Source organism: Haloleucobacter albus (assembly GCF_052492075.1).
Map to the genome: position 1 here is coordinate 1 of NZ_JBQWAS010000004.1, position 5,075 is coordinate 5,075.

Genomic DNA, 5,075 nt, shown 5'->3' on the forward strand with positions numbered 1-5,075 from the left:
TTTTGAGGTTCTGCGCGCGGGCCAGGGCCTTGCGGATCGCGGCACCTTCATTGTTGACGCTGATGGTGTGATCCAGGCTGTGGAGATCACGGCTGAGGGTATCGGGCGTGATGCTGCCGATCTGTTGCGCAAGGTCAAGGCCGCTCAGTATGTGGCGGCGCATCCTGGTGAAGTATGCCCGGCGAAGTGGCAGGAAGGCGAGAAGACCCTTGCCCCCTCCCTCGATCTCGTCGGCAAGATCTGATTATCAAAACAGCGCTCCGGTAAAGGCCGGAGCGCAATATCTTGGGGGCGCAAGCCCCGATTTGAATGAAGGCGGCCTCTCTCGCCCGCCCGTCAATCGGAGTAGAGACCATGCTTGATGATGCCATGAAAGCCCAGATCAAGGCCTATCTGGAACGGGTGGTCCGTCCGGTCGAGATCACCGTTTCCGTCGATGACAGTGCAAAGTCGAAGGAAATGGCAGAGCTGGTGCATGACATCGCGTCTCTCTCGGAAAAGCTCACCGCGAAGGAGAGCCGTGATGATGGCCACCGTGCGCCTTCCTTTGCACTGAGCAGCCCGGGTGAAAATATTCATCTGCGCTTTGCCGGCCTTCCCATGGGCCATGAGTTCACTTCCTTGATTCTGGCGCTGTTGCAGGTCGGTGGCTATCCGCCGAAGCTGGAACAGGCTGTTGTCGATCAGATCAAGGGGCTGGAAGGCGTTTTCAAGTTCGAGACGTATTTCTCCCAATCTTGCCAGAACTGTCCCGAAGTGGTGCAGGCTCTGAACCTGATGGCTGTGCTCAACCCCAATATCGAGCATGTGGCCATTGATGGCGCCACCTTCCCCAAGGAGGTGGAAGAGCGCCAGATCATGTCTGTTCCCACCATTTATCTGAATGGTGAGCCCTTCGGTCAGGGGCGCATGAATGTCGAGGAGATCGTCGCCAAGCTGGATACTGGCGCGGCGGCCCGTGCAGCTGAAAAGCTGAACGCCATGGACCCCTTTGATGTTCTGGTGGTGGGCGGCGGGCCTGCTGGTGCTGCGGCGGCGATTTATGCCGTGCGCAAGGGCCTGCGCACAGGCATTGCGGCGGAGCGGTTTGGCGGGCAGGTTCTCGATACCATGGCGATCGAGAATTTCATTTCCATGCCTTATACCGAAGGTCCGCAGCTTTCCGCAGCGCTGGAGCAGCATGTGCGCCAGTATGATGTTGAGCTGATGAACCTGCAAACAGCCGTCAAGCTGGAACGCGGGGAGGACCTTGTGAGCGTGGAGTTCGCCAGTGGTGCGAAGCTCTCCTCCAAGGCCATCATTCTCTCCACGGGTGCGCGCTGGCGTCAAATGGGTGTGCCGGGAGAAAATGAGTATCGCACCAAGGGTGTCGCTTATTGCCCGCACTGTGATGGTCCGCTGTTCAAGGGTAAGCGCGTTGCGGTAATCGGTGGCGGCAATTCTGGTGTGGAAGCGGCTATCGACCTTGCCGGCATTGTGGGCCATGTCACTCTGCTGGAGTTTGACAACAAGCTGCGCGCAGACGATGTGCTTCAGCGTAAACTGCACTCCATGCCGAATGTGGATGTGCTTGTTTCTGCCAAGACCACTGAGGTCACGGGAGATGGCAACAAGGTGAATGGCCTCGTTTATGAGGACCGCACCAGCGGCGAGAGCCACAAGCTTGATCTGGAAGGTGTGTTTGTTCAGATCGGTCTGTTGCCCAATACCGAATGGCTGAAGGGGACGGTGGAGCTTTCTCCGCGCGGCGAGATTATTGTGAGCGAGCGTGGCGAAACCTCGGTTCCCGGCGTGTTTGCGGCGGGGGACTGCACCACGGTGCCTTACAAGCAGATCATCATCGCCATGGGTGATGGCGCGAAGGCTTCCCTCGGCGCTTTCGATTATCTCATCCGTTCGTCTGCCCCGACGGAAGGCAAGACCGAGGCGGCCTGAACAAGACGTGAGCCGGGCAGGTCAACTGCCCGGTTCCATTCTGGAAGCTGCGGTAACACTGCATCCGCAGCTCCCGCAATTTTGGTGAATGCGCCATGACCCTGCGGGAATTGCAATATCTGATCGCTTTGGCCGACCATCGGAATTTCCGGCGGGCGGCCGAAGTGTGTTTTGTGAGCCAGCCCACGCTTTCTACCCAAATTCGCAAGCTGGAAGATGAGCTTGGTGTAAGGCTTGTGGAGCGCGCGCCCCGCAAGGTGATGCTGACGCCTGCTGGCCAGGATGCAGTGGAGCGGGCCCGGCGTATTCTGAGCGAAGTGGAGCAGATGAAAGAGGCTGCCCGCCGCGGGCGCACATCGGAAACAGGCACTCTGCGCCTTGGTGTTTTCCCCACTTTGGGGCCTTATCTGCTACCGCATGTGGTGCCGCTTATTCGTGCCCGTTTTCCTCAGCTGGAGCTGCTGCTGTTTGAGGAAAAGAGCGATGCTCTGCTCGCCCGCCTGACACAGGGCACGCTGGATGCGGCTTTTCTGGCCTTGCCAGTGCACGATCATCACTTGCATTGCGAGCTTCTCTTCGAGGAGCCTTTTCTGGTTGCTGTTCCGCAGGATCATCCATTGGCCAAACGCTCGGATCTGACGCTGGATGAGCTTGGCTCTTATAATCTGATGCTTCTGGAAGATGGGCACTGCCTGAGGGATCAGGCACTTGAAGTGTGCCACCTCTCCGGTGCGCGGGAGACAACCGAGTTTCGTGGCACGAGCCTGGAAACCTTGCGACAGATGGTTGTGGCAGGGGTCGGCATCACTCTTCTGCCTGTTCTGGCAACGAAGACAGCGATTCCAGGAGGGGAAAATCTCCGCCTTCTGAATTTTCGTGATTCTCAGCCCAGTCGCCAGATCGGCCTGCTCTGGCGTAAAACCTCCGCCATGGGCAACCTGCTCTCGGAATTGGCCAAGGTATGCCGCAAGATGCCCAAACATTTGCTGACACCGGAAACGTCCGATTCAGGCAGTTAGGGTATTCTTCTTGGTGGGGCAGATATTTGAGTGTCGTGGGCTGCTCCAATATGGGGCAGTGGTTTTCATGCATGATGAGATGGGCTTTTGAGAGCTCATCATTGGGCCCGTCAGGCAGGGATGATTTTCCCCTGACCCATTTGTTGCGAGAGCGATTCTTGCGTGTGGGCCTGTAGTTTCTTGAGTTCGGCGATGGTTTCTTCCAAGGCAAGGCGCTGACGCTCAAGCAAGCCCAAGCGCTCATCCAGCTTGTCCAGAAGCATGCGCATTTGCTCCACCTGAGTGGGGTCCATGTCATAAAGGTCGAGATATTCCTTGATATCCCGAAGGGAGAAGCCCAGCCTTTTGCCGCGCTGAATAACAACCATGCGGGCGCGATCACGCTTGGTGTAAATGCGGATATTGCCGGCACGGCGCGGAGAGATGAGGCCCTTATCCTCATAAAAGCGAATGGTGCGTGGCGTCACGGAAAGCTCGCGCGCGAGTTCTGTGATGGTAAAAAAGGTGTCGGTAATGGCCCCGCCCTTTCCGCCTTTCCGCATGTCCGTCACAGCTTCACCTATACGTCACCATACACCTAGACGATACATGCTTTACCCTCTGAAGCAAGTCTGTTGCCGGCTGGTTTATGCCTTGCCTTGTTCACACTGCTGACAGGTCCGTGATTGAGGCCTGTTGAGGGGCTCTTCAGGCCGTATCTGGCACCAAATACGCCTTATCCGCAGAGGTATAATGATTCTGTCTGGTTCTCGAGAGAATTGGCATTGAGGGGTTGGCCAGCCGTTCAAAGAGGGGGCGGTGCGAGGGTGGTGGGGCCAAAAATTTCCTCAAAAGCAACACGCAGAACGGCGTCCACTTCGGGCATGCTGACGGGTAAGCCGAGATCCACCAGACTTGTCACCCCATGGTCGCGGATGCCGCAGGGGACGATGCCGGAGAAATGACTCAATTCGGGTTCGACATTCAAGGAAATGCCGTGGAAGGTCACCCAGCGGCGCAGGCGAATGCCAATGGCGGCAATCTTGTCTTCCTGCCCCTGATGCTGAACCCAGACACCGACGCGGTCTTCACGCCGCTCTCCGGTGATATTGAATGTGGCGAGCGTAGCGATCAGCCAGCTTTCCAGAGCGCTGACATAGCGACGCACATCTGGTTCACGTCGCTTCAGATCAAGCATGACATAAGCCACCCGCTGGCCGGGGCCGTGATACGTATATTGGCCGCCTCGGCCGGCATCGAAAACGGGGAAGCGTTTTTCGACCAGATCCTCCGGGTGCGCACTGGTGCCTGCCGTATAGAGAGGGGGATGCTCCAGTAGCCACACGGCCTCTGGCGCAGCGCCTTCCGCGATGGTGGCGGCCCTTTGCTCCATCGCGGCGAGAGCATCCGGATATGGAACCAGATTCTCACTGACGATCCATTGCACGGGCGGCGATTCCAAGCGCGGCTTCATGCTGGTTGAGAGGCTATCACGCGTGGGAGAGGGGGTAAGCATGGGCATTTCTTTTAAGTTTATGAGAAGTCAGGATAAAGCAGGATTGGGTAACGGGGAAGGGGTGTTTTTCAATGACGTCATCCACAGGCTTCGAGGCGTTTTTTCGCCCTGTTGCAGAAGAGACTTGTAGCCAGAACAGTGATCTGTTAGACGATGGCTCCCGGTTGGCGGTGACCAACATCGCAAGCCGGATACATCACTGACTGCGGTCGTGGCGGAATTGGTAGACGCGCTAGCTTGAGGTGCTAGTGGGGAGACCCGTGGAGGTTCGAGTCCTCTCGTCCGCACCAGTGAATGTGCTAAGGTCTAGGCCTTGAAACAAGGGTGGCATTTGCCACCCTTTTTCATTTTATGGACCTGCTCACGAATATATCGTGCTCAAAAGGCTTTGAGTGAAGCTCGGATCTGGGCTGGGTATCTGCCTGATTGTGCGTGTATTTTGACCCTCTCGTCAGAATCTTTCTTCAGGTTGGAAGAGCGCTCTGAGGTGGTTCCGTCATCTTGGCCAGGTTTGCGGCTCAGTTAAGCTCATCCTGGTTGTTCTCATGCCATGATTTGAAGCGCCGATTTGCCCATATGCCTCGCCCGAGATTTTCCTCGCAAGGCGGGAATGGGGACGATACTGG

At 57.0% G+C, this 5,075-nt stretch carries 4 protein-coding genes, 1 tRNA gene and 1 pseudogene; 4 read left to right on the forward strand and 2 right to left on the reverse strand.

Features of this window, described 5'->3' with window-relative positions; all coding sequences use genetic code 11:
* The 3 genes and pseudogenes from ACT6QH_RS00055 to ACT6QH_RS00065 all read left to right on the forward strand — a co-directional run.
* Positions 1-244: pseudogene (locus ACT6QH_RS00055) on the forward strand (peroxiredoxin); the annotation flags it as partial.
* Positions 245-354: 110 nt separating this feature from the next.
* Positions 355-1,935 carry an alkyl hydroperoxide reductase subunit F gene (ahpF, locus tag ACT6QH_RS00060; protein ID WP_444972796.1) on the forward strand — a complete coding sequence of 527 codons (1,581 nt, stop codon included), beginning with the start codon at positions 355-357 and terminating at the stop codon, positions 1,933-1,935.
* A 95-nt stretch (positions 1,936-2,030) separates the two neighbouring features.
* Positions 2,031-2,954 carry a LysR substrate-binding domain-containing protein gene (locus ACT6QH_RS00065; RefSeq protein ID WP_444972797.1) on the forward strand — a complete coding sequence of 308 codons (924 nt, stop codon included), beginning with the start codon at positions 2,031-2,033 and terminating at the stop codon, positions 2,952-2,954.
* Positions 2,955-3,064: 110 nt separating this feature from the next.
* Here the strand turns inward: ACT6QH_RS00065 and ACT6QH_RS00070 are convergent, their stop codons facing one another.
* Together ACT6QH_RS00070 and lipB are read right to left on the reverse strand one after the other, a co-directional pair.
* Positions 3,065-3,496 carry a MerR family transcriptional regulator gene (locus ACT6QH_RS00070; RefSeq protein ID WP_444972798.1) on the reverse strand — a complete coding sequence of 144 codons (432 nt, stop codon included), beginning with the start codon at positions 3,494-3,496 and terminating at the stop codon, positions 3,065-3,067.
* A gap of 242 nt (positions 3,497-3,738) precedes the next feature.
* Positions 3,739-4,449, reverse strand: coding sequence for a lipoyl(octanoyl) transferase LipB (gene lipB, locus ACT6QH_RS00075; RefSeq protein WP_444972799.1), 711 nt, complete (start codon positions 4,447-4,449; stop codon positions 3,739-3,741).
* Positions 4,450-4,654: 205 nt separating this feature from the next.
* On the opposite strand from lipB, the gene ACT6QH_RS00080 reads away from it, so the two are divergent.
* A tRNA-Leu gene (locus ACT6QH_RS00080) sits at positions 4,655-4,739 on the forward strand.
* The last annotated feature ends 336 nt before the right edge of the window (positions 4,740-5,075 follow it).